At 63.9% G+C, this 249-nt stretch carries 1 protein-coding gene; it reads right to left on the bottom strand.

Features of this window, described 5'->3' with window-relative positions; all coding sequences use genetic code 11:
• The coding region (locus ACVHXK_RS18955; RefSeq protein ID WP_461207955.1) for an aminotransferase class I/II-fold pyridoxal phosphate-dependent enzyme at positions 1 to 249 on the bottom strand (249 nt) is incomplete at both ends.

Raw genomic sequence — 249 nt, 5'->3', positions numbered from 1 at the left:
ATGCAGCAGGAACGGCGGCAGGATCGCCCAGCCCAGGCGCAGGCCCGGCGCCAGGATCTTGGAGAAGGTCGAGGTATAGATGATGTGGTCGGTGTTGCCCAGCACCCGCTGCGACACCTGATGCAGCGTTGGGTGGCGCTCTTCGGTGAAACGCAGCTCGCCGTACGGATCGTCTTCGATGATCAGGAAATTATGTTCGGCGGCCAGCTTCACCAGCAGTTCGCGGCGCGCGGCGCTGAGGGTGATGCC

This window comes from Clostridium sp. DL1XJH146 (assembly GCF_054819755.1).
The sequence above is the reverse complement of the archived record's forward strand: the minus strand, read 5'-3'. Positions and strand labels throughout refer to the sequence as shown.